Below are 22,034 nucleotides of genomic sequence, written 5' to 3'. Positions count from 1 at the left end.
GCCATGGCTCCGGCGCGTTGTGCAGAGGCGTTCCTGCTAGGCCATATGCTTTGCGAGGAAGGTCAGCACGCGCGGCATGATCGGGGTCGTATCGGCGCCGATGAAGCAATGATCCGCATTTTCAATGGGGTGCCATTCCGCATCCACGCCCGCTGCCACAAGCGCCGCATGGAGGCTTTCGCCCTGCCCTGGGGGAACGACGGAATCGTTGACGCCATGCTGGATCAACATCGGCACGGCATTGGCATTGACCCAGGTGACGGGCGAAGCATGTCGCGCCGCGTCGACATTGGCGGAGGGCTGGCCGCCGATCAGCCGGCCCGCGGCAGATTCGGCGGTGTCGTGCTTGAACCGGGCATTGGGCAGGGACTGGGCGTCGAGCACGAGCAGGTCGGTGACGCCATACCAGTCCACAACGGCGCGGAGCGTCGGCGTGGGACCGGGCAGCCCCTCCTCGCCGTCGAACTCCGCTGGCGTTTCAAGCCCGAGGAGGATGGCCAGATGGCCGCCAGCGCTTTCGCCCAGCGCCGCCATGCGGGTGGGGTCGATGCCGAACAGACCCGCATGGTGCGTGAGATAGCGCAGCGCCGCCTTGCAATCCTGGATTTGGGTTGGAAACTTGCCTTCGCCGCTAAGACGATAGGAAATCCTCGCCACCGCATAGCCGGCAGCCAGAAGTTTGTCGACAAAGCCCATGGCGGCCAGGTTGGGATGCATGGAGTGAGGGTGCCCCTGCATCCAGCCGCCACCATGGATATAGATGACGACCGGGCGCGGGCCCGGGCCGGACGGAACGGCCAGTGACAGCGTCAGCGGCCGGAAGCCGAAAGGCTGGGCATAAAAAAGTTCTCGCCATACCCGGCCTCCGCCCGGCAGGCTGTCAACACGGGTCAGGCAAACATCGAGTTCTTGGCGCGCTGCGGCGCGGGCTGCATCGGACATGACTTGTCTCCAGGTTTCAGTATTGGGCGTCGGGCAGGCCGCAGAACGGATCGACCGGCGAGGTGCCGGCGAAGGGCCGTATGCCCATCATGCAGTCAAGGACGGCAGCCTGCATCTCGTCGGAGGTCGCATAGGCGTTGACATAGGCGGGCATGCGCGGCGCATCGTAGAGGTAGTAGGGGTAGCCGAAAGAGATCAGCGCCGTCGGCACATCATGCCAGGTCCGCCGCATCGCCATGCGGAAATCGCCCATGAGGCCCAACCAGTCGAGAAAAATGCGGCCGCGTGTCAGGAGGGTCTCTTCCCCGAGGGCATAGAGCACCAGATCATGGCCCCCCGCGAAATCGCGATTGGCCGGATTGTGAAGGTCGACCTCGAAGCCGCGCTCACGCATCATCTGAGGCAGGGCAAAGTCCAGCGGCCTTCCATGGATGGGCGAGATGATGCCGCTTGAAACGAACAGCACCCTGCGGTGCCGCTCGGGAGAGAGCGGGAAAAGGTTTTGGACGTCCTTGACCAGAGTAGGCGCGCGCTGGAACGCCTCGGTGGCCGCGGCTTGCGCCGCGCTCCGGCTTGTGACTGAGCGCTGCTTTGACGGCTTGTGTAGGCCGAGCGCCGCCTTGAGTCCGAGGACGCGCAGCAGCGCCTCATCTATCCGGGCTTGGGTGAGCGAGCCATCGGCCAATGCAGCCTTGATGGCCGCGAGGTCACGGTCGAGATCGTTGGAAAAAAGGATCATGTCGCAGCCGGCACGCAACATTTCCGCCTTGGCCTGGCCTTCCGGCATGAAGGAGATGGCTCCGGCCATTTCCGATGCGTCGGAGACGATGAGCCCATTGAAGCCGAGCCGCTCTCGCAGCAGCTTCGTGGTCAGATCATGGGAGAGCGAAGCCGGGCGGTAGGCGTCAAGACCGGCATCGGGATTCTCGCCCAGGACGAAGCTCGGCAGCGCAATATGGGCGGACATGACCGAAAGGACGTCATCGGCAATGGCGGCGCGATAGAGCCGGCCGAAATTGGCCTCCCACTCGTCCATCGTCAGTGGGTTGATGGTCGTCAGCAGGTGCTGGTCGCGATCATCGAACCCTTCACCCGGCCAGTGCTTGACGCAGGCAGCAATGCCAGCCTGCTGGAAATTGCGCGCCTGGGCCAGGGCATGGCGGGCGATGCGGGCGACATCGGAACCATAGCCGCGAGTGGCGACAATGGCCGAACGAAAGGCCGCGTTGATATCGAGGACCGGCGTATAGGACCAGTTGACGCCGATGGCGCGGGCCTCTTCGGCCATGAGTGTCGAAATCCTGCCTGTCAGTTCCACGTCGTCGACGGCGGCCAGCGCCAGCGGATTGGGCACTGTCGTGCCGAAGGCCAGGCTCATCCGCGAGCCTTCGAGATCAGCCGAAACAAGCAGCGGAATATCGGCGTCGTGCTGCAGGCGGGCGAGCAGCGCGGCTTCGGCTTCACCATCGGGCGAGAAGAAGCGCATGACACCGCCGGGCTGCAGGCGACCGATGGCGTCGCCGGCCCAGGCGTCGACGGGGCCATGCATGCCGATGACGAAAAGCTGCATGAGCCTTGCATCGCCCTCAAGGCTCGAAGCGGTGTTAGTAACCCAGGTGAGCGCCGCATCATCAAGGTGGAACGGGGCGAGTTTCAGGAAATCAGCATCAGGAAGCGGTCGGGACATGGATCAGGACTCGGAATCGGGCTGGCAGTTTGCTGCAGCTGAAGCGAAGGCAGGCAGGGCGTTGCAGCGTACAGTGATGGCGCTGAGGCGAGCAAAACGCGTCGTGTCGAGGCCGAAGCGATCGGCGGACGCCATCTGCGGGACAAGGCAAACATCGGCGAGACTCGGCGCATCGCCAAAGGCGAAGGGTGTATCGGGAAGTGCCAGTGCCTCGCAGGCGGAGAGCCCAGCTTCAATCCAATGGCGGCACCAGGCATCCTTGCCGGCCTGATCCTGTCCGAACTGGTCACCGAGATAGGCGAGAACACGCAGGTTCTGCAGCGGGTGGATATCGGCTGCGATCACTTGCGCAAAGGCGCGGACGCGGGCACGCAAGAAGGGGTCTTCGGGCAGCAGGCGCGGCCCAGGTTGGGTCTCGTCGAGCCACTCGATGATCGCCAGCGACTGGGTGAGAACAACTCCGTCGGTCTCGAGCGCCGGGACGAGCCCCTGCGGGTTGAGCGCAAGATAGGCGGCAGATTTTTGCTCGCCGCCATTGCGCCGCAGATGCACGAAGCGGGTTTCGTCGGGCGCGATGCCCTTGAGATTGAAGGCGATGCGGCAGCGCCACGCCGCCGAAGAGCGGAAATAGCCGTGGAAGATCATTCCGCCTCCCCCACGGTCAGCGTCACGTCAGGCAGCCCATCGATGGTGCCGACGATGCTGTCACCGGGGACCACGGCGCCCACGCCTGCCGGGGTGCCGGTGTAGATGAGATCGCCAGGCGCCAAATGGTAGAAGCCCGAAAGGTGGGTGATCAGCTCGACCGGCGACCAGACGAGATCGGACAGATGCGCGTCTTGGCGTATGTCGCCATTGACGCTGAGGGCGATGCGGCGGGCTCCCAGATCTGGCACAGCGGCCGCCTCGACAAGCGGCGCAATGACGGCGGAGCGCTCGAAATTCTTGCCGAGGTCCCAGGGACGCTGCTTGGCCCGCGCATCAAGCTGGAGGTCGCGACGGGTCATATCGAGGCCGCTCGCATAGCCGAAAATTGCCGCCTGCGCCTCTTCGGGCGTGGCGCGGAAGACCGGGGCACCGACGGCAATGACCAGTTCCATCTCATAGTGGTAATTGGCGGTGCCGGGTGGATAGGCGACGGTCGCGCCGGTCGGCACGATGGCCTGCGCGTCCTTGAGGAAATAGAACGGCGCTTCGCGATCCACCTCGACGCCCATTTCCTTGGCATGGTCGGCATAATTGCGGCCGACGCAAAAGATGCGGTGAACAGGGTAGCGGCCGGCGCGCCCTTCGACGGGGACATTGGGCCAGACGGGTGAGGGAAACAGGGTTGCAGTCACGGGGATACTCCGGAAATGGGGGCAAAGTCGCGAGCGCTGGCCCGCAGCAGGCCGGCCATGAGGATGATGGCGGCGGTGGGGGTATCGGCTTGAGGCAGGCCGAGATGCGCCCGCCAACCATCGGCGTCGAGATCACGGCAGGCCACGTCCAGATGCTGTAGCGCGTGATGATAGAGCGCGCGCAGCGCCCGACCGGGCAAGGTGCGCGCCAGGATGATTTCGGTCTGAAGATCTGCGCTGCGTCCGGCGCTATCGCCCTCGATGCCCCGATGGCCGGATAGGCCTTCGAAACGCTCGGCGACGAGCCGGGCGGTACAGCCAATTTCGGCAATGCGCTGGGCTATGGCGGGGCTTTCAAGCCTGGTGTCGGGCAGAAGCGTCACCTGCCGCTGGCAGGCCGCACGGGCCAGGCGCATGGCCCGCAACTCCGTCTTGGGCGCCGCAGGCGAGTCGAAGCGCGCACCGGCGCCAAGCTGTTGCTCGAGCCGATGCCGCGCCTGTGCAAGAGTCTCACTGCTCATTCCGCGTCGGCGCCGATGGCCGTGCGCGCGAAATGCAGCCGTTCCATGATCGGCGCATCCGAGAAGCGGAAAAGGTCTAGCTGCGTCTCGGCACCAATGGACCATGGTACCCAGGACGGGATGACGAAGAGGTCGCCTTTTTCCAGCCTGTGGGTGGCATCGCCAAGCGTCGCCTCTCCCCTGCCCTCAAACACCTGGAATACGCTGGAGCCAACCTCTCGGCGCTTCTGCGTTTTCGTTCCGATGCGCAGGCGATGGAATTCAGCGCGAATGGTGGGCATGACATCGCCGCCGGTGGTGGGATTGACGTAGCGGATGGCCGCATGCCCTTCGGCAAGCGTTGCCGGATGCCCCTCTTCTTCAAGCAGCAGCTGATCATTGAGTGCGCGGTCGGTATGCACCCAGCGATAGGCGCCGATAGGAGAGGAAACGGTATTGGACAGGCCGGACAAAGGTCGCAAGCCCGGGTGGCACCACAGGCGTTCACTACGCGATAGATCGGGCGTGGCGTAGTCGGTGACGCGATCAGCGCCGAACTCAAAAAAGCCGACATCGTTCTGGAAGGAAAAGGGAATATCGAGGCCGTCGATCCAGGCCATGGGGTGGTCGCTAGCATTGTGGTGACCGTGAAAATTCCAACCGGGCGTCAGCAGAAAATCGCCGCGGCTCATGCGCACAGGATCACCATTGACCACGGTCCAGACCCCCTCACCTTCCACGACGAAGCGGAAGGCATTTTGGGAGTGGCGGTGTTCCGGTGCCGTCTCGCGCGGCCCCAGATACTGGATCGCGGCCCAAAGTGTCGGCGAGATATGGGCATTGCCGCCCAGCCCCGGATTCCCGAGGCCCAGTGCGCGCCGTTCGCCGCCCCGGCCAACAGGCACCAGTTCGCCAGCCTTCTGAGCCAGCGGATAAAGCTCAGACCAGCGCCAGACATGGGGCACGGCACGCGGCTTGGGATGGTGCGGCATGAGATCGCCGATTTGTGTCCAGAGCGGCATGACCGAAAGCTGCTCGAAGCCGGCGTAAAGGCCCCGCAACTCCGGGGTGTCGTCGGGTTGACCGCCATGCGGGGCAGAGTTTTCGTTCATCTCACAGCCTCCTCTCAAGATACGGAATTATAGTATGTACACTTACTATATGTGGCAAGCTTGGCGATGGCCGAGCTAGGGGTTAGGAACAACCGAGAGGCACATCCATGACCCAACAGCAAAAGCCCGGATTTCAAATTCGCCGCCTGCAGCAATCGGCGGTGGCGATCTTTCTGCGCGAGATGGCCCAGGCCGGTCATGACCTTACCCCCGTGCAATATGCGGTCCTGTCCAGCATCGCAGTGCATCCTGGCCTCGACCAGGCGGGGCACGCAGGCCAGGCCGCTCTCGACAAGGCGACTATGGGCGGCGTGGTGGACCGGCTTGTCGGCAAGGGCCTCATCGCCCGTACCGTTAATCCCGCCAACCGCCGCGCCCGTATTCTCAGCCTCACCGACAAGGGACGGGATGTGCTCAACCAATGCGAACCGGTGGTCAATCGGGTGCAGGACAACATCCTGGCCGGACTGTCCGACCTGGAACGCGCGCAATTCACTGCCCTGCTCGACAAAGTCGTCGAAGCCACGCGAGACGAGAGCCGAACGCCGGCCTCGTGACGAAAAAGGGCGACCGTTTCCGGTCGCCCCATGCGCGACGTCGAGGGAGGACTATTCGGCCTTCGAATAGTTGCGGATCGGCGGCATCACATTGGTGCTTTGCATCTCCACAACGGTTTCCTGATTGGTCAGGTAGATGGTGTCACGACGATACATGGGGGCGAAGAAAGCGTTCTCGACCATGTAGCGATTGGCGTCCTTGTACAGTTCGATCTGCCTGTCACCGGTGGCGTATTGCGCCTGGTCAATCAGCTCAAGCAGGCCCTGATCGGCGACTTTGGACGTGTTCCAGGGCGACTCGGGATAGCCAAACTTGCGAAGTTCGGACCAGGTGCCCTGATAGCCGAACTGGAAGATATAGGCCGGGAACCTGCCCGAGCGGAGCTCGGGAATAGTCGCGTTGGGCGCAATCTTCTCCCACTTCACCGTGATGCCGACATCGTTGAGGTATTTCTGGATGATCGGGTTGAACGAAGCAAAGTTGGCAAGCTCGGGCATCAGGATTTCGAAGCCATCCGGATAGCCGGCCTCGGCCAGAAGCGCCTTGGCAGCCTCGGGATCATAGGGATAGACGTCGTCGAGCTCGGCGACATAAGCTTCGCTCGAAGTCGGGAAGATCTGGTCCGTAAGGCGACCATAACCGAGTTCGACGAATTCCAGGATCGACTTGCCATCGAAGGTCATGTTGAGCGCCTGGCGCACCTTGGGATCGGCCAGGGCCGGAACGATCTTGCCTTCGCGATCGGCCATGATGAGGCCGAACCAATCCACGTCGATCCGGTTGACGACGAGTCCATTGGCCTCGGCGTCGGCAACCGCGCGGGCTTCGCTGAGGCCGGCATCGATCTGCCCGGACTTAAGCGCATTCAAACGTGCGACCTGATCATTAATGGGGGTGATGGTCACCCGGTCAAAGTCAAAGGCTTCCGCGTTCCAGTAGTCCGGATTGCGGTTATAGACATATTGCTGGCCAAGGCGGGAATTGTCCGCGTCGTAGATATAAGGACCGGACCCGATCGGATTGCTCGCGGCGCCCTCGACACCCAGCGTTGCCGGTGAGGCCATGGCGCCGCCAACAACGGCGAGGTTTTCCAGCAGGCTCGGATCAGGCTCTCCCAGATGCAGCTTCACCTCGGTAGGCGATACCACCTCGATCTCGGAGACAGCGGCAACCATGAAGCTGTTCTGTCCGGCGCCGTTCTTGAGGTATTCGAGGTTCGCCTTGACCGCCTCGGCATCGAAGGGCGCGCCGTCGGTGAAGGTAATGCCTTCGCGCAGGGTCAAGGTCAGAACGCTGTTGTCGCCATTATAGGCCCATTCCGAGGCCATGTTCGGCGATAGGCTGCCATCGGCTTCGCGCACCAGCAGGGTGTCCAAGACCGGTGACCAGTACTGCATCTGGTGGCCGATCAGGAGTTGGGCGCGATCAAAGCTGTTATTGTCCAGCAGTGCCCCCAGCGCCAGAGTGTCGGCATCATTGGCCACCTGGGCCATCACCGACGGCGACGCGCTCAACATCATGACGCCAGCCAGCATGGACGCCAGAACGGATTTCATCTTCATCTCTCTCCTCCCGCGCTGATCGGTTCTCGATCGACGCAAATACAGCGTTTCATGTGCTGCCTGCCCCTTGCCTAGCAGTGGAGAGGTGCAGTTGAAAAATGCAATTAACCCCCTCAGCGATGCGCTCAAGTTATCACTGGAGCTTGCCCGATTGGCATTGTAGTGCGAACACTTTGAAAAAAAGCGGAGGGGAGGCGCACATGCTCGACCAGATCACACATCTGTTTCGTCTGCGAACCATTCTGGAGGAAGGTAGCCTCCGCCGGGCTTCGGAAAAGCTCAATGTCACCCAGCCGGCCCTGTCGCGCTCGTTGGCGCAACTGGAGACCTATTTCGGCCAGAAACTGGTGGAACGCCACGCGCGCGGCGTGAAAGCCACTGCCTTCGGCGAGCGGGTCCTGTCCATCTCCAACCGGATCGAGCGGTACTGGGAAATTGCCGAGCTTGAGCTGCGCTCGGAAGTGGCGCAAAAGAAAACCTTGATCCGCATCGGTGGCGGACCGGTCTGGCGCTCAGGCATCCTCTCCGGTGTGCTTAGCCAGCTGCAGCAACGCTTTCCCGACCTCGTCATCGAGTTGACGACGCTGACCTATGGCAAGGCCACTCAGCATTTGCGCGACGGCCACCTGGATGTCGCCTTCTCTGGCGTGGAACTGGATATTGGCGCCAGCTACGCCCTTGAACGCGTCGGGCTGACCGAAGTCACCAACCGGGTGTTCGCAAGGGAGGATCACCCGGTCTTTGCACTCCGCGACGCCGATGGCCACATCGATCCCAAACGCTATGTCGACTATCCGTGGATTGTTTACTCCGAACTGCCTGTCTATCGGGTCATCACCGAGCATGCTGTTGCCGAGCACATAGGCGCCCGTCCGGAAATCCGCTTCGTTTGCCAGAACCTTCTGTCTGTTCTGACCATACTGCAACAAAGCAACGCACTCAGCCTCTTGCCGGAGCTTGCCGTGCAGGCGGTCAGCGCCCCCCGTCTCATGCCGCTGCCACTGCGGCTGGAGGCAAACACGGTGGAAATCGGCATGATCTTCCGCAAGGAAATGCTCGATTGGGAGCCAGTGAGGGTACTGGTAGAGCTGTGCAAGGAACGTTTTGGGCGCCGCGCCTGACATAGCACACGCTGATGCTCGAAGAACTCAACTCACTGTCGATCCAAAATCTTGACTCGGTGCAGTGGCGGGACGGACCCGATGGCGACACCTGGGCCATCTGCGGACTGGCGGCTTCCGGCCGGGACTGACAAGAAGGGAGACACTCGTAGAGTTTTCGCATTGTTGGCGAGTCAGCGCTTCGGCGTCTGCCGTATATCGGTGACAATGCTTCTGACTATCGAGCGGCCAGACCAATGACGACATTCTTGATCTCAAGGTAGTCGTCGATGCCGTAGCGCGATCCCTCCCGCCCCATTCCGGATTGTTTGACGCCGCCGAATGGGGCGACCTCGGTCGAAACCAGGCCGGTGTTGACCCCGACAATGCCGACTTCCAGCGCCTCGGCGACCCGCCAGACGCGCGAAAGGTCGCTGGCGTAAAAATAGCCGGCGAGGCCGAACTCGGTATCGTTGGCCATGGCGATGGCCTCCTGCTCAGTGTCGAAGCGGATTACCGCAGCCAGCGGCCCGAAGGTTTCGTCTCGGGCCACCTGCATATCCTGGGTTACGCCCGTCATCAGCGTCGGCTCATAGAAGGTCCCGCCCAGGGGGTGACGCGCACCGCCGATGGTCAGCCTCGCGCCCTTGGCCAGGGCATCGGATACATGGGTCTCGACCTTTTCCACGGCGGCCTGATTGATCAGTGGTCCTGTAGTCACACCCTCCCTCAGGCCATCGCCGACCTTCAAATTGGACATGTGCCGCGCCAGCGCGGCGACAAATGCATCGTGGATGCCGGATTGGACATAGAACCGGTTGGCGCAGACGCATGTCTGACCGTTGTTGCGGAACTTGGCCAGCAGAGCGCCCTCGGCGGCCGCTTCCGGATCAGCATCGTCAAAGACCAGGAATGGGGCATTGCCACCCAGTTCGAGCGAGAACTTTTTGATCGTCCTTGCCCCCTGCTCCATCAGGATGGCGCCCACGCGTGTAGACCCAGTGAAGGTGATTTTCGCCACCTTCGGGTGGCTGCAGAGCAGCTGACCGAATTCGGACGCCCGACGATTGGGTAGGATGTTCAGCACGCCGGCCGGCACACCGGCACGGCAGGCCAGCACGCCGATCGCCAGGGCCGAGAGCGGTGTCTGCTCGGACGGGCGGGCGACCATTGTGCAGCCTGCGGCCAGGGCGGGTGCCAGCTTGCGGGCCAGCATGGCATTGGGGAAGTTCCAGGGCGTTATGGCCCCGACCACGCCCACCGGTTGCTTGAGGACCATAATGCGACTGTTGCGCGCATGGCCGGGGATCACATCCCCATAGATCCGCTTGGCCTCTTCGGCGAACCATTCCACATAGGCAGCACCGTAGAGGACCTCTCCCTTGGCTTCTGCAAGCGGCTTGCCCATCTCCGCCGTCAGGATCATGGCGAGATCATCGGCATTGGCGACCATCAGGTCATGGAGCCGACGCAGGATGGCGGCGCGCTCCTTGCCAGTCATGGCGGCCCAGTTCGGCTGGGCGGCATGGGCCGCGTCGATGGCCCCTTTGGCGTGGTCAATATCCATTGCAGCGACCTGGGCAATGACCTGCCCGGTTGCCGGGTTGCTGACGACATAGGTGCCAGCGGACCCGACCCATTCTCCGTTGATCAGGGCGCGGGTCTCCAGAAGCGTCGGATCGCGCAGGGGCAAAGTTGACATGATAACTCCTTGGTCAGGCGATCTGGCCGCCGCCGTCCACGTTGATGACCGCACCGGTCATGAACGAATTCGTCATGGTCGCCAGAATTGCGGCGGCGATATCGGTGGCGTTGCCGATGCGCCGCACCGGCAGGCGCGCCGCGGTCGCCGCGAACACCGCCTGGCGCTCCTGCTCCGGCAAGTGGTCCCACCAGGGGCTGTCGACCCGGCCGGGCGACACACAGTTTACCCGGGTCGGGGCCATTTCGAGCGCCAGAGCCTGGGCGAGCGTATCGAGGGCGGCATTGATGGCCGAGAGCAGTGTGGCGTTGCCCGCGGGACGACTGCCGAGCATGCCGGACACCAGCGTCAGGCTACCGCGCTCGTTTATCCTGGCCGCGTGCGCAACGTGGACCGCGCCCCAGAACTTGCTATCCATGGCGGCGCGGGCTGTGGTCAAATCCTGCGACCTGAGTGGTCCGGGGTCGACTGCCGCCGCCGAGACGACGACGTGGTCGAAGGGTTCTTGCACCCGGAAGAAGGCACCAACCGCGTCCGGGTCGCGGATGTCGATCGCAGCAATCGCGCTATCGTCCAGCGTTCGTGCAGCGCGCGTCAGCCTTTCCGGACTGCGCGACACCAAGGTTACGTGTGCCCCTTCTCTGCGGACGAGTTGCGCCGTCGCCAGCCCGATACCGGAGGAGCCGCCGAACAGCGCGATGCGCGTGCCAGCCAGGGTCACTTCTTGCCCGGATGCAGTTCGCTGCCGGCCAACAGTTCGGAGAAACGCGCGACGTCGGTATGGTCGAGCCCGGTGCCGAGGGCCTGTTGCGCGTCGCGCCACATATCACGGCACAGACTGGCAAAGGGTGCCGTGGTGCCGGTGGCCTCGGCCACGCCCATGGCAATGCCGAGGTCCTTGACCATGAGGTCGAGTCCGAAGCCGGCATTGAAGGAGCGGGACAATACGAACTGCTTGAACTTCTTCTGGGTGGAGTTGTTCATGCCGGTCGAGACATTGAGGACGTCGACCATAAGCTCCGGATCGAGACCGAAGCGGCTGCCGATCAGCAGCGCCTCGATGCCGATGAGGAAGCCGCCGGCCGAGACCAGATTGTTGAGGGCCTTCATCGCATGCGCCGAACCGACGGGGCCAGTGCGGATGATGGATGAACCCATGGCGGCCAGCACCGCCTCGCCCAGGGCAAATCCTTCATCACTACCACCAGCCATGATCGCCAGCTCGCCAGTCGTCGCACGTGAGACGCCGCCGGAGACAGGTGCGTCGACAAGGTGAATGCCCTTGTCGGCCAGTTCCTCGGCGATGCGCCTTGTCTCATCGGGCACACCAGAAGACATTTCCAGCAGCACGGTGCCGGGCTTCAGCCCGGCCGCGACGCCGGTTTCGCCTTCCAGCACGGCACGAACGACAGCCGAGGAGGGCAGCATGGTGACGATCACGTCCGAAGCCTCGGCCAGCGCCTTGCCCGTGTTGGCGACCCTGCCGGAGGTTGCCGCGGCGATCTCTCTGGCCTTGTCGAGATCGGCATCCATCACGACGAGATCGAACCCCGCCTGGGCAACGCGGCGGGCCATGGGATCCCCCATGGCGCCCAAACCAATGAAGCCGACAGTCAGCTTGGTCATGTTCAATCCTTGAAGTCTGGTCACATCATCTGGCTTGGCAGCCAGAGGGCAATTTGCGGAAAGGCGATAAGCAGCGCCAGAACAATGAGCTCGATGACGATGAACGGCAGGATGCCGCGATAGATTTCAGGGAGCCTCACGCGGCCTTCTGAAGCGCCGATGACGGCAAACAGATTCATGCCCACAGGCGGCGAGAGCACCGCCAATTCGACCAGCTTGACCATGATGACGCCGAACCAGATCCCGTCAAAACCCATTGCCGTCACGATCGGGTAGATGAAGGGCAACGTCATAACCTGCATGGCAAGCGGATCCATGAACATGCCCAAGACAGCGAAGACCAGGATCAGCAGAGCCATAAACGCAAGCGGATGGATGTCGAGCGATTGCATAAGCCCGGTCGCCTCGGTCACAGTGCCGGCCACCAGGAAAAAGCGGGTGAAGATCATGCCGCCGATGATGACGATGAACAGCGCGGCGGTAATGGCTGCAGTCGATCGCAGATTTTCAGACAGCGAGGCCCAGGTGAGCTTGCGCCGGAAGAGAGCGATCAGCAGGGCGCCCATTGCCCCAAGTGCCCCGGCGCCCGATGGCGTGGTGAACCCCAAATAGATGCCACCGATCACGACAGCCGCCAGCAGGAACGTGGCCCAGAGCTTGAGGACGCTTTGTCCGATTTCTTTCAGCGATGCCCTGGGCTGGGGCTCGGGAGCAAGCTCGGGCCGCACTCGGACGAAGATGTAAACGCCAACCATATAGGCCGCGGCTGTGAGGATACCAGGAAGAATGCCGGCAATAAGCAGTTCGGCGACCGATTCCCCGGTCAGGAGGCCGTAAATCACAAAGCTGATGGACGGGGGTATGAGTGCGGCCAGGGTGCCGGCCGCCGCGATGGCCCCGGCCGAAAGCGCCTTGTCATAGCCCAGCGACAGCATTTCGCTCAGAGCGATACGGGTGAATAGGGCGGCATTGACCAGCGTCGAACCGGAAATGGCGGCAAAGCCGGCCGAGGACAGAATGGTCGCCTGATAGAGCGCTCCGCGACTGGAGCGCAGCAACAGGTTGGAGAAGCGGAACAGTTCGGTGGTAATGCCCGATGAGGAGGCGATCGCGCCCATCAATACGAACATGGGGATGACGACGAAGGCATAGTCCGATGCACTGGCGAACGGGAGGTTGGTCAGAACCGAGAAGACGAAGTTCGGACCGCCGGTAAACCAGAGGCCGACTGTGGCCACGCTCCCCATGGCGATGCCCACCGGCACCCCCAACAGACAGAGCAGCAACATGGCACCGATTGCCAGGCCGCCGATGGACAGTGGATCAAGCATTGTCAGATCCTTCCGGACCGGAGGAGACCGGCGTGTCGGGCGGTGTGACGACACGTATGGCCAATTGCCGGGCAAACTCGGCGGCTGATAGCCAGGCGCCAAAGGCTGCGAGCGCCTTGAATGGCGTCAGCGGGAATGGCAGGGCGCCCAGGGCCAGCTCACCGTAACCATAGGCCTTGATGGCTAGGCCGGTGGTCTGCCAGGCGACAAAGCCCATGAAAACGAGCCCCATGGACAAGGAGAACATGGCGGCAAGCTTGTGCATGCGGGGGCGCATGGCGGCCGTGGCCACGTCAATGACGATGTGAGAGCCGCGCGCCTGCGCCTCGGCCAGACCCAGAAAGACCGTCACCGCCAGAAGGGCTCCGGATAGTTCAACGACGCCGGGTATCGGCCGGTTGAACAGATTGGTGAGAACAATGTCAGCTGTGCCCATCAAACCGATGAAGAGCAACAGAAGCGAGGCAGCCAGGAACCCGACCAGAGAGAGTCGTCGGAGCAACCGGTTGACGTGCAGTAAGATGGACATGGCACCCTCGGGGCAAGAGGAGGACGGGCCACCCCGTCCTCTCGCATCGGTACGGTCGCCGCTCAGCGGTTGGCGCGGATAAAGTCGGCCAGTTCCTGGGCCTCGGCCGACTTGTCACCCATGCTTCCGACCCATAGCTCGAGCATGTCTGGGACAGCGGCGGCAAAGCCATCGGCATCCTCGAAGGGCACGATCTCCATGCCCGCTGCCACGATGGCGTCCTTGGCGGCGCCTTCGTCACGCGCAATCAACTCGTTGCCATAGGCTTCCGCATCGGCTGCAACTTCTTCGAACAGCGCGCGCACATTATCCGGCCAGCTAAGCCATTTGTCCTTGGCGATGAACAAGGTGTGGGCAGAGATGACACCGAAGGACAGGTCAGTTGCATAGTCGGCAACCTGGTCGATCTTGAATGCCTGTACGCCCGAATTGAACATATAGGTGCAGTCCATCGCCCCCGATTGCATCGCCTGGATCATGTCCACCGGCGGAATATTCACGGGGGTGGCGCCGAGGCTTTCGAACAGGACAGGAACGTAGGAACCGTAGGAGCGGATCTTGGTGCCCTGGAAATCCTGCATGGTGCGGATCGGCTTGGTACAGTAGATGCGATAGTCGGGCAGGTAGCGGAAGAGGATCGGGTGGAGGTTGGCCCGGTCCAGCTCCGCCACGACCGTGGGATTGTTGGTCATGATTTCGCGGGTCAGGGCATTCACCTTCGGGCCATCCGCATAGGTCATAGGCAGGGCGTTTGTCACGGCGGCGAAGGGCAGGCGCGCCGTTTGGTTACCCATGACGATCAGGCCGAGGTCAACCGCGCCGGAGCCGACCAGATCGACGATTTCGGCCTCGCCACCCAAGGTATTGGCCCAGAAATGCTCGATCTTGATCTTGCCGCCCGATCGCTTCTCGATCTCGGAGGAGAAATAGGTGTCAATGGCCGACGTGTTGACCACTTCGGGAATATTGGATGAGTACCGGAGGGTCATTTCCGGATAATCTTGGGCGAATGCGACAGCCCCGAAGGACAGGGCAGTCAGCGCGCCCGCGAAGAGCGTTGTGAGTTTCATGGTACCTCCCATCCGCAGGGCTCCCTGCGAATTCCGTTTTGCCACATTGGCAGTTTGTCATACAACATGACGGTCTGATGATTCAAGTAAAATGCTGCGAGGCGACTATGAGACCTATGTATGAGGTGTTCGGCCTGCGATACGCCACCACGGCTCCTGATCGGCCCAGGCGCGAGAACTTCCTGCCAGGCATGGACATCCATGAAGGCGCCATGCCCTTGGACTATTATGTCTGGGTCATTCGCGGAAACGGGATGGAGGTCGTCGTCGATACCGGCTTTGGCCCCGAGCAGGCACAAAAACGCGGACGGCAATTGCTCGCTTCGCCAAAGGCCATGCTCGCACGCATCGGGATAGACGCCGCGACTGTCCAGACGGTCGTCCTGACCCATCTGCACTATGACCATGCCGGGACGCTTGGGGAATTCCCGACAGCCCATTTCCACTTGCAGGATGCAGAGATGAGCTACGCGACGGGCCGTCCCATGGGGCATGGATGCCTGTCGGCACCGTTCCATGTCGAGGACGTGGTCGATGCAGTGCGCCTTGTCTATGCCGGACGGGTAACATTCCATAACGGCGATAGCACGTTGGCGCCCGGCATCACCCTACACCGGATCGGCGGTCATACCGGCGGATTGCAGGTGGTTCGGGTGATGACCGAGCGTGGCCCGCTCGTGCTGGCGTCGGACGCCTTTCACTTCACCGAAAACCGCGTGCGACGGGCGCCCTTCCCGCTGGTCTACAATGTCGGCGAAATGCTCGAAGGCTTTCGACGCTGTGAAGAACTGGCCGACGGAGATGCCGATCTGCTGATCCCGGGCCACGACCCGGAGGTGCGCCGCCGCTGGCCTGCTGTCAGTCCCGACGAACCGGACATTCTCCGGCTTGATCTCGCACCGCTTCGATAAATTATCATATGGTCGGTTGACAGATTGTCATACAAACTGCTAGCCGTATTCGGGTATACGGAGGAGCCGCAATGCAGTTTGACAGGACCGTAAAGGCACGGGGGCACGAGTTTGTTCTGACCGGCTGGGTCACCCCTGGATATGAGCGTGTCGCTGAGGCATTCGCGGAGAACTTCGCCGTCGAGGAAGAAATCGGGGCCGCAGCGGCTGCCTATGTCGATGGCGAGCAGGTGGCCGACCTTTGGGGCGGCTATCGCGATGCCGAGTTTTCCAAGACCTGGAATGAAGACACCATTGTCTGCATGATGTCGGTCGCTAAGGGCATTTCCGGGATCACCTTCAACGGACTCATTTCCGAGGGCCTCATCGATCCGGCGGAGAAGGTCGCGACCTACTGGCCGGAATTCGCGCAGAACGGCAAGCAGGGCATCACCGTCTCCATGGTGCTGGACCACACCTGCGCCCTCCCGGTGGTGACCGACCCGCTCTACAAGGGCGCCATTTATGACTGCGACCTGATCGTTTCGGCGCTGGAAAAACAGGCTCCGCTCTGGGAGCCGGGTACCGTCGCGGCCTACCACATTCATACGCAGGGCAATCTGCTCGGTGAGATTGCACGTCGCGTCACCGGCAAACGCTTTCGCGACCTGATCCAGGAACGGGTCGTCGGTCCGTTGGGCGGTGATTATCGTATCGGCGGCCTCACGGACCAGGACATTGAAAACCGGGTCGCCACGCTGGTGCCGACGCTGGCCGGCACGCTGCTCGAACGCAAGGACAAGGAGCCCGATACGCTGCTGGCGAAGGGCTTTGCCCAGCATCCGGATGAGCCCATCGACATTACGCTCAATTCGCATGGCTGGCGCACCGCCGAGATCGCCAGTGCCAATGGCCATGGCACGGCGCGGACCGTTGCAAAAGTCTATGGGGCGGTATCGCGCGGCGGTTCGCTGGATGGGGTCACGATCATGACGCCCGAAACGCTCGAGGACATGATCACCGAGCAGCATCATCAATACGAGCAGATGCAGCAGCGCCACTATCACCAGGGACGCGGCATTCTCCTCAACACCGAAGAGGCCGTGTGGATGGGCCCGAACCCGCGCTCCTTTGGTCATCACGGTTTCGGCGGCTCCATCGGTTTCGGAGACCCCGACGCCAGGATCGGCTTTGCCTACGCCTGCAACAAGATGCATGCCCGTGGTGACAACGGCCCGCGCGCGCGACGCATCATCGAATCTCTCTACGCGAGTCTCTGACATGTCCAGGGTCGTAGAGAATCGCGTTGCGGTGGTGACGGGTGGTGCAGGCGGCATAGGCGCCGCCACGGTGGCGCGTTTGCGAAAGGCCGGCTGGCAGGTCGCCATCCTCGATCGCAACATGGATCTGGCGCGGCAGGTCGCCCAAGAGACCGGGGGGACAGCACACGAAATCGACTTGGCCGATGGCGCCAGTATCGCAGCTGCGGCCAATTGGGTCGAAACCAAGATGGGGCCCGTGGACGCCTTGGCCTGTGTGGCCGCTCACCTGGAAAACCCACATCGCCCACAGGACCAGGATGCAGAAGAATGGGAGGCCATCCTCAAGGTCAACCTGACCGGCACATTCAAGACCATGACCGCCTTCGGCAATCCGATGCGGCTACGCGGCAAAGGGGCGATCGTCACGGTTGGCTCGATCACTTCGCTCAATTCCAGCCCGCTGATGGCCTATGGGCCAACCAAGGCCGCCATCATCAACATGACGCGAAACTTTGCCGTGGCCTGGGGGCGGGAGGGCGTGCGGGTCAACTGCGTGCACCCCGGCCCGACCCGGACACCGGCGGTGGAAGCAAGCTATGCGCGCGGCGAACGCAATCCCGATGTGATGATCCGGCAGACGGCCTTGGGTCGCCTGGTCATGCCGGAGCAAGTGGCGAACGCGATCTATTTCCTGTTGTCCGATGAGGCGGGTGCCATCACCGGCATCGAGCTGCCGGTGGACAGCGGAACCTTGGCGACCGGGCTGTGGTCACTTTATGGCGGCGTGCCCGACAACGGGGCGGACTGAACATGGCAGCGGGAGGTACTGCAATGCGTAGCCACGAGGGACAGGTTGTGCTGGTCACCGGCGCAGGGCGTGGAATTGGAGCAGCCACGGCGGCACTGCTCGCGGGCCGTGGCGCGGCCGTCGGCGTGCTGGACATTGACCAAGGCCTCGCGGAAGCCACCGCGGCGTCCATTGTCGCTGTGGGCGGGAAAGCCTTGGCGCTGATTGCAGATACGTCGGATCGGGGGTCGGTTTTCTCGGCGGCGAAGCATCTTTCTGACGCATTCGGACCACTGACCGGCATCGTCAACGACGCGATCTGGATCCGTTACGGGCCCGTCGAGGGGGTCACGGACGAGATTCTTGGCCGCATGCTGGATGTGGGCGTCAAGGGACCTTTCTGGGGGGTGCAGGCCCTGCTGGCCCATCGCGGCGACGCGCCGGCCGCTGTAGTCAACATCACCTCGCCCGTGGCCGAGGTCGGCTCGGCCGGCACCTCGTCCTACACCGCGATCAAAGGCGCCATTGCCGCGCTGACCCGGCAACTGGCCGTGGAGCTGGGTCCCCAGGGCATCCGCGTCAATGCGGTGACGCCCGGCGCCGTGCCGACACCGGGGGCGCGGGCGATTGTCGACGAGGAAGGTTACAAGAAGCGCAAGGCGCAGACGCCGCTTGGACGGTTGGGAACCGAGGTAGAAATCGCAGCCGCGATTGCCTTTCTCCTCTCCGATGACGCCAGTTTTGTCACCGGCACTATCCTGCGCGCCGATGGCGGCATCACCGTGAAATCGGTGTAACCATGGCGCGCTATTCTCCCAATGCTCGCAAAGGATGCAGAGCAGAGCTACTCGCGCATCTGGCCCTTGGCGATGGATTTGAGCGCCGCATTGGCCGCGTTTTCGACGTGATCGAGGCAAAGCTGCCAGGCCAGGTCTTCGTCCCGCGCTTCGAGCGCGTCACAGAAGGCGCGCAGTTCGCCGATGGACTGCTGGGCGCGTTCGGCGCTCGAGAGCGACAGCACCCGCAATTGCGAGGCGCGCGTATGGATGCGGCGCAACATATCCGCCGCGACCTTGTTCCCACCGCCCTCCAGGAGAATGTCGTAGAAGCGCCCCTTCACCCTGATAAAGGCCTCAGCGGAAAAGTCGTCATAGACTTGAGCCAACTCCTCGACACTGGCCCTCAGGTCCTGCATCTGCTTACTCGTCGCGTGCTTGGCAAACAGTCGGGCCGCCAGGCCTTCAAGCATGCGGCGCACTTCGTAGATGGATCGCGCCGTCTCCTCGGTGAGCACGGCGACGGTCATGCCCTTGTTGGGCTTGAGGGTGATCAGGCCGTCGGCCTGCAATTCGCGCAGCGCCTCGCGCAGCGATGTGCGCGACACGCCCATCATGTCGCAGAGCTCGCGTTCGATCAGCCTTTCTCCCGGCTTGAAGTGGCCAGTCACGATGGCCATTCGCAAGCGCTCAGCCACCTGCTCCCGCAATCCGGGAAGCGTCTCTACCCGAAGGTTCATTTCGTGAGCTTCTTGGGCATCAGACATCGAGCTGTTCCTTGCAAGAGTAGGACGGAAATCAGTTCATCCCGGTTGGGACTGAAAAGGGCAGGCCGGCCGAACACCGGACATCTTTCTCAATATTGTCTATTTGTATGGCAAAATACAAGGGTCAGAAATCATGGCTAACCAGGAAACGACCGTCGGCAAGCTTTTCGAAGAAGGGCTCAACCTGCGACGCCGGGTGCTCGGGTCAGAATATGTCGATGGCTCGATCGAGCGCGCCAATGACTTCATGATGACCTTCCAGCACATAACGACCGAGTGGTGCTGGGGCTATGCCTGGGGGCGCGACACGCTCGACCTCAAGACCCGCTCCATGCTCAACCTGGCCATGTTGACCGCTCTCAATCGCTCGGCGGAAATCAAGCTGCATGTGCGTGGCGCGATCAACAACGGGGTCAGTGTCGAGGAAATCCGCGAAACCCTGCTGCATGCCACGATCTACTGCGGCATTCCCGCCGGGCTGGATGCCTTCAAGGCGGCGAACGAAGTGCTCAAGGAAATGGGACAAGTCGAATAGCGGCGTACGACGCCGCTCGCGGGGCGCTTCAAGTCTTCTTTCGGTTCAGTCTCTTAGGGCCGGTCGTCAATCGCGCAGGGCAAGGACGACCTCCGTCGCAGAGCTGAATTGACAGATGGTCTATTATCATACAATCTGACAGTAACTCATAGGGAGGAGTTGCAATGGAAAAAGAATTTACGCTGAGGAGCCGTCGTGACGTGCTCAAGGGGCTGGCAGCTGGTGCCGGGGCTGCCGCAATCGGTTTGCCGTCGGGCGCCTATGCGCAGAGTGAAGGCACGATCCGGATCGGCTATATCGACCAGCTCACCGGCATCAGGTCCAATTTCGGTGAAACCGCCCCGTGGGTGGTTGAGCAGGTCCAGGAAGTGCTCAAGGGTGGCGTCGAGATCGACGGCAAATTCTGGGATGTGGAAATCCTGGTGCGCGACAGCCAGTCCGATCCGAACCGCATGGGCAGCCTGGGCAACGAACTCGTGCTGCGCGAGAATGTAGACCTGCTGCTGGTAGCGGACGGTCTGGCCGCGCCGGCGCTTGAGATCTGCGATCAAAACGGCACGCCTGCCATCTCTACCATCCTGCAGTGGGAACCCTTCTATGCTGCCCGCGGCGGCACGCCGGAAACCGGCTACCCCTACAGCTTCCTGTTCTTCTGGTCGGGTGCTGACATCATCCAGAATTATGTCGGCATGTGGAAAGAGAGCGGCATCGAGCCGGTCGTTGGCACCTTCTACGAAGACAATGATTTCGGTCGCGGTTTCTCTGAAGGTATGGCTGGCGCCCTTGCAGGCAACGGTTTCGCAGAGGTCCCCGGAGGCATCTTCAAAGAGCAGGTCGACGATTTTTCCAATCAGGTTGCCGCGTTCCGGGAGGGGGGTGCAAAGATCGTCACCGGTCTCGTCTTCCCCGACCACTTCGCGACGTTCTACGGCCAGGCTCAGCAGATGGGCCTCGAGCTCGATGCTGTCTCGATTGCGGCTGCCTTCGTGTTCCCTGCGGGCGTTGAAGTGCTGGGCGACCGTGGTGCGGGCATGTCGACGGAAATCTGGTTCAACCGCCAACTGCCTTATACATCGACTTTGACCGGCCAATCCGCGGATGAATTCTGCACGGCCTACGAAGAGTCGACCGGTAAGCAATGGGCCCAGCCCATGGGCTATCATCATGCGATCTGGGAAGTGGCTTTGGCTGCTCTCAAGAATTCCGGCAATCCCAAGGATCGCGACGCGGTCCGCGATGCCATCGCCGACCTCGACATCGATACGATTATCGGCAAGGTCGACTTCCGCAATTCGCCCATGAAGTCGGTGGCCTCAACCTGGGTGACGATGGGCCAGTGGCACAAGAACCCCGAAGGGTCCAAGTTCCCCTATGAGCTTTACGTGACCAACAACGTCACTGCCCCGCACGTGCCGGTGCAAAAGACGTTCATGAAACTGTCCGAATTCGCCTGAGCGAATTGGATATAGAGGGCCCGAGCGCACTGCCAGGCGTTCGGGCCATTTCTTTGATTGTGGGGTGAGACGTGTCCGTTCTCAGCGTCAGGAATTTGACGCGCCGCTTCGGCGCCATCACCGTGGCGAACGACCTGTCGTTCGACGTGTCGATGTCTGAATGCCTCGGCATTATCGGCCCCAATGGGGCCGGCAAGACATCGGTCTTCAATATGCTGACCGGCAGCGTGAAGCCGCAGGCCGGGACGATCACCTTCGAAGACAGAGATGTTACGGCCACCTCGGCGCATGACCGAACGCTCGCAGGGCTGGGACGCACATACCAGGTACCGCAGCCCTTTGGCGGCCTGACAGCTTATGAAAACGTGCTTGCGGCTGCCACTTTTGGCGGCAGGGCTGGCAGCGAAGCGGAGTCGCGAGCCCGCGAAGTGCTGGTCCGGACCGGGCTGGCCGCACGTGCCGACAAGCCAGCAGGCTCGCTCCCCCTGCTCGACCGGAAGCGGC

General features: G+C 62.2%; 23 protein-coding genes. 9 read left to right on the top strand and 14 right to left on the bottom strand.

Going from position 1 to position 22,034, the window contains the following annotated elements; all coding sequences use genetic code 11:
• Positions 1 to 36: 36 nt before the first annotated feature.
• Genes QZ564_RS10070 through QZ564_RS10045 form a run of 6 tightly spaced genes read right to left on the bottom strand, consistent with a single transcriptional unit; the run spans position 37 to position 5,581 of the window.
• Entirely contained in the window at positions 37 to 942 is a 906-nt protein-coding gene (locus QZ564_RS10070) for an alpha/beta hydrolase (RefSeq protein WP_297108758.1), read from the bottom strand.
• Between the two features lie 16 nt (positions 943 to 958).
• Positions 959 to 2,629, bottom strand: coding sequence for a glycoside hydrolase family 3 N-terminal domain-containing protein (locus QZ564_RS10065; protein ID WP_297108755.1), 1,671 nt, complete (start codon positions 2,627 to 2,629; stop codon positions 959 to 961).
• A gap of 3 nt (positions 2,630 to 2,632) precedes the next feature.
• Positions 2,633 to 3,274 carry a maleylacetoacetate isomerase gene (gene maiA / locus QZ564_RS10060; protein WP_297108752.1) on the bottom strand — a complete coding sequence of 214 codons (642 nt, stop codon included), beginning with the start codon at positions 3,272 to 3,274 and terminating at the stop codon, positions 2,633 to 2,635.
• Positions 3,271 to 3,969, bottom strand: a complete 699-nt coding sequence (locus QZ564_RS10055) for a fumarylacetoacetate hydrolase family protein (protein WP_363311941.1) — start codon at positions 3,967 to 3,969, stop codon at positions 3,271 to 3,273. Before QZ564_RS10055 ends, maiA begins: the two co-directional genes overlap by 4 nt.
• Complete coding sequence (locus tag QZ564_RS10050; protein WP_297108749.1) at positions 3,966 to 4,490, bottom strand: hypothetical protein; 525 nt, start codon at positions 4,488 to 4,490, stop codon at positions 3,966 to 3,968. Before QZ564_RS10050 ends, QZ564_RS10055 begins: the two co-directional genes overlap by 4 nt.
• Positions 4,487 to 5,581: a cupin domain-containing protein gene (locus QZ564_RS10045; RefSeq protein ID WP_297108744.1), complete on the bottom strand. Its 1,095-nt coding sequence runs from the start codon at positions 5,579 to 5,581 to the stop codon at positions 4,487 to 4,489. Before QZ564_RS10045 ends, QZ564_RS10050 begins: the two co-directional genes overlap by 4 nt.
• Before the next feature lie 107 nt (positions 5,582 to 5,688).
• Here QZ564_RS10045 and QZ564_RS10040 point away from each other — a divergent pair, with 107 nt between their 5' ends.
• Positions 5,689 to 6,138 (top strand): MarR family transcriptional regulator, encoded by a 450-nt coding sequence (locus QZ564_RS10040; protein WP_297108741.1) that lies wholly within the window; start codon positions 5,689 to 5,691, stop codon positions 6,136 to 6,138.
• Between the two features lie 51 nt (positions 6,139 to 6,189).
• On the opposite strand, the gene QZ564_RS10035 is transcribed toward QZ564_RS10040, so the two are convergent.
• Positions 6,190 to 7,701: an ABC transporter substrate-binding protein gene (locus QZ564_RS10035; RefSeq protein WP_297108739.1), complete on the bottom strand. Its 1,512-nt coding sequence runs from the start codon at positions 7,699 to 7,701 to the stop codon at positions 6,190 to 6,192.
• Positions 7,702 to 7,901: 200 nt separating this feature from the next.
• Here QZ564_RS10035 and QZ564_RS10030 point away from each other — a divergent pair, with 200 nt between their 5' ends.
• Positions 7,902 to 8,822, top strand: a complete 921-nt coding sequence (locus tag QZ564_RS10030; RefSeq protein WP_297108736.1) for a LysR family transcriptional regulator — start codon at positions 7,902 to 7,904, stop codon at positions 8,820 to 8,822.
• A gap of 217 nt (positions 8,823 to 9,039) precedes the next feature.
• On the opposite strand, the gene QZ564_RS10025 is transcribed toward QZ564_RS10030, so the two are convergent.
• The 6 genes from QZ564_RS10025 to dctP all read right to left on the bottom strand — a co-directional run bounded on the left by QZ564_RS10025 (position 9,040) and on the right by dctP (position 15,059).
• The gene (locus tag QZ564_RS10025) at positions 9,040 to 10,503 is read right to left on the bottom strand and encodes an NAD-dependent succinate-semialdehyde dehydrogenase (RefSeq protein WP_297108733.1); all 1,464 of its coding nucleotides are present in this window, start codon (positions 10,501 to 10,503) and stop codon (positions 9,040 to 9,042) included.
• 13 nt (positions 10,504 to 10,516) lie between these two features.
• Positions 10,517 to 11,224 carry an SDR family oxidoreductase gene (locus QZ564_RS10020; protein ID WP_297108730.1) on the bottom strand — a complete coding sequence of 236 codons (708 nt, stop codon included), beginning with the start codon at positions 11,222 to 11,224 and terminating at the stop codon, positions 10,517 to 10,519.
• Complete coding sequence (locus QZ564_RS10015) at positions 11,221 to 12,153, bottom strand: NAD(P)-dependent oxidoreductase (protein WP_363311937.1); 933 nt, start codon at positions 12,151 to 12,153, stop codon at positions 11,221 to 11,223. Before QZ564_RS10015 ends, QZ564_RS10020 begins: the two co-directional genes overlap by 4 nt.
• On the bottom strand, positions 12,150 to 13,460 hold the full coding sequence (locus tag QZ564_RS10010) for a TRAP transporter large permease (RefSeq protein WP_297108724.1): 1,311 nt from the start codon (positions 13,458 to 13,460) through the stop codon (positions 12,150 to 12,152). Before QZ564_RS10010 ends, QZ564_RS10015 begins: the two co-directional genes overlap by 4 nt.
• Positions 13,453 to 13,989, bottom strand: a complete 537-nt coding sequence (locus QZ564_RS10005; protein WP_297108721.1) for a TRAP transporter small permease — start codon at positions 13,987 to 13,989, stop codon at positions 13,453 to 13,455. Before QZ564_RS10005 ends, QZ564_RS10010 begins: the two co-directional genes overlap by 8 nt.
• A gap of 62 nt (positions 13,990 to 14,051) precedes the next feature.
• Positions 14,052 to 15,059: a TRAP transporter substrate-binding protein DctP gene (gene dctP / locus QZ564_RS10000; protein WP_297108718.1), complete on the bottom strand. Its 1,008-nt coding sequence runs from the start codon at positions 15,057 to 15,059 to the stop codon at positions 14,052 to 14,054.
• Between the two features lie 107 nt (positions 15,060 to 15,166).
• On the opposite strand from dctP, the gene QZ564_RS09995 reads away from it, so the two are divergent.
• From QZ564_RS09995 to QZ564_RS09980, 4 genes are all read left to right on the top strand, one after another.
• Complete coding sequence (locus QZ564_RS09995; RefSeq protein WP_297108715.1) at positions 15,167 to 15,970, top strand: N-acyl homoserine lactonase family protein; 804 nt, start codon at positions 15,167 to 15,169, stop codon at positions 15,968 to 15,970.
• A gap of 71 nt (positions 15,971 to 16,041) precedes the next feature.
• Positions 16,042 to 17,229 (top strand): serine hydrolase domain-containing protein, encoded by a 1,188-nt coding sequence (locus QZ564_RS09990; protein ID WP_297108712.1) that lies wholly within the window; start codon positions 16,042 to 16,044, stop codon positions 17,227 to 17,229.
• 1 nt (position 17,230) lies between these two features.
• On the top strand, positions 17,231 to 18,019 hold the full coding sequence (locus QZ564_RS09985; protein WP_297108708.1) for an SDR family oxidoreductase: 789 nt from the start codon (positions 17,231 to 17,233) through the stop codon (positions 18,017 to 18,019).
• Positions 18,020 to 18,042: 23 nt separating this feature from the next.
• Positions 18,043 to 18,795 carry an SDR family oxidoreductase gene (locus QZ564_RS09980; protein ID WP_297108705.1) on the top strand — a complete coding sequence of 251 codons (753 nt, stop codon included), beginning with the start codon at positions 18,043 to 18,045 and terminating at the stop codon, positions 18,793 to 18,795.
• Between the two features lie 47 nt (positions 18,796 to 18,842).
• Here the strand turns inward: QZ564_RS09980 and QZ564_RS09975 are convergent, their stop codons facing one another.
• The gene (locus QZ564_RS09975) at positions 18,843 to 19,541 is read right to left on the bottom strand and encodes a GntR family transcriptional regulator (protein WP_297108702.1); all 699 of its coding nucleotides are present in this window, start codon (positions 19,539 to 19,541) and stop codon (positions 18,843 to 18,845) included.
• Between the two features lie 133 nt (positions 19,542 to 19,674).
• Between QZ564_RS09975 and QZ564_RS09970 the strand changes: the two genes are divergently transcribed.
• The 3 genes from QZ564_RS09970 to QZ564_RS09960 form a co-directional block, all read left to right on the top strand.
• A complete protein-coding gene (locus QZ564_RS09970) occupies positions 19,675 to 20,076 on the top strand; it encodes a carboxymuconolactone decarboxylase family protein (RefSeq protein ID WP_297108699.1) in 402 nt (133 codons plus the stop codon).
• Positions 20,077 to 20,240: 164 nt separating this feature from the next.
• Positions 20,241 to 21,530, top strand: a complete 1,290-nt coding sequence (locus QZ564_RS09965; protein ID WP_297108696.1) for an ABC transporter substrate-binding protein — start codon at positions 20,241 to 20,243, stop codon at positions 21,528 to 21,530.
• A 71-nt stretch (positions 21,531 to 21,601) separates the two neighbouring features.
• A partial coding sequence (locus QZ564_RS09960; protein WP_297108692.1) for an ATP-binding cassette domain-containing protein occupies positions 21,602 to 22,034 on the top strand: 433 nt, incomplete at its 3' end.

Source organism: uncultured Devosia sp. (assembly GCF_913055165.1).
Lineage (GTDB): Bacteria > Pseudomonadota > Alphaproteobacteria > Rhizobiales > Devosiaceae > Devosia.
This window is presented reverse-complemented; position numbering and strand designations above follow the sequence as displayed.